The sequence below is a fragment of the Streptosporangium sp. NPDC006013 genome, assembly GCF_040614275.1.
In the GTDB taxonomy this organism is placed as follows: domain Bacteria; phylum Actinomycetota; class Actinomycetes; order Streptosporangiales; family Streptosporangiaceae; genus Streptosporangium.
This window is the reverse complement of the sequence record NZ_JBEXUE010000910.1, coordinates 1-1645: the sequence shown is the minus strand read 5'-3', so window position 1 is coordinate 1645 and position 1645 is coordinate 1. Positions and strand designations below refer to the sequence as shown.

Here is a 1645-nt window from a genome sequence, read left to right as displayed (position 1 = left end):
GCAGGAGTTCCACGTCGCCGAAGGTCAGCCCCTCGACGACCTCCCGGAACTCCGCCAGCATCGGGTCCATCAGCGGCGAGTGGAACGCGTGACTCACCCGCAGCCGGGTGGCCTTGCCGAAACGCGCGGCGGTTCGCAGGACGGCGTCCCCGTCCCCGGCGATCACCACCGACGACGGCCCGTTCACTGCGGCGATGACGGCCCCGTCCTCCAGCAGCGGCTCGACCTCCGCCTCCCCGGCCTGGACCGACATCATCGCCCCGCCCTCGGGCAGGCGCTGCATCAGCCGGCCCCGGGCCGCGACCAGCGCGCAGGCATCGTCCAGCGACAGCACACCGGCCACGTGGGCGGCGGCGATCTCGCCGATCGAGTGCCCCACCAGAACATCCGGTGTCACGCCCCAGGACTCGACCAGGCGGAAGAGTGCCACCTCGATCGCGAAAAGCGCCGGCTGGGCGAACTCGGTACGGTCCAGCAGCCCCTGGTCCGCGCCGAACATCACCTCACGCGGTGACCGCTCCAGCCTGTCGGCCAGCCGCGCGAACACCTCGTCCAGCGCGCGGGCGAAGACCGGGAACCGGGCGGCGAGCTCGCGGCCCATCCCGATCCGCTGCGCGCCCTGCCCCGCGAACAGCACCGCCAGCGCGCCCGGCGGCCCGGCGACACCACGTGCCGCCTCGGTCACACCGCCGCCGGTGGCCAGCAGCACCGCCCGATGAGCGAACTCCGAGCGCGCCGCCACCAGCGAATAGCCGACATCGACCGGATCCGCGCCGGTCTCAGCCACAAAGGACGTCAGCCGATCGATCTGGGCACCGAGCGCGGCCTCGGTCCTACCGGAGACCACCCAGGGCACCACGACAGGCGCCGTACCCGGTGTCGTACCAGGCTCGGAGGGCTTGGCCGGAGCCTCCGAAGCGGGAGGATCGGACGGCTGCCCCGGCTCGGGCACGGGGTCCGGCACCTGCTCGACGATCACGTGCGCGTTGGTGCCGCTGATCCCGAACGACGACACACCGGCCCGCATCGGACGACCACTGTCCGGCCACGGTCGGCTGCTGGTCAGCAACTCGACCTGACCACCTCTCCAGTCCACTCTGGACGATGGCTCGTCGATGTGCAGTGTGCGCGGCAGGGTCCGCTGTTGCATCGCCAGCACCATCTTGATCACGCCGGCGACGCCGGCCGCCGCCTGGGCATGGCCGATGACGGATTTCAGTGATCCCAGGAGAAGCGGTGTGCTCCGGTTCTGGCCATAGGTCGCGAGGATGGCTTCGGCTTCGATCGGGTCGCCCAGACGAGTTCCGGTGCCATGCGCCTCGACCGCATCGATGTCTTCGGCGCGTAGGCCGGCATCGTCCAGAGCCTGTTCGATGACCCGCTGCTGCGCGAGGCCGTTCGGTGCGGTCAGCCCGTTGGACGCGCCGTCGGAGTTCACCGCCGAACCGCGCACCACCGCCAGCACCTGATGACCGTTGCGCCGGGCGTCCGACAGACGTTCCAGCACCAGCACGCCCACGCCCTCGGCCCATCCCGTGCCGTCGGCGGCATCGGCGAACGCCTTGCACCGCCCGTCCGGGGAGAGGCCGCCCTGCTTGGCGAACTCCAGGAAGATGCCCGGCGTCGACATGACGGTGACCCCGCC

1 protein-coding gene is annotated in these 1645 nt (G+C 71.3%); it reads right to left on the bottom strand.

Annotated features, from left to right (window positions below; genetic code table 11):
- Positions 1-1645 (bottom strand): type I polyketide synthase (locus ABZ260_RS50835; RefSeq protein ID WP_355633110.1); only part of this gene is annotated, 1645 nt, incomplete at both ends.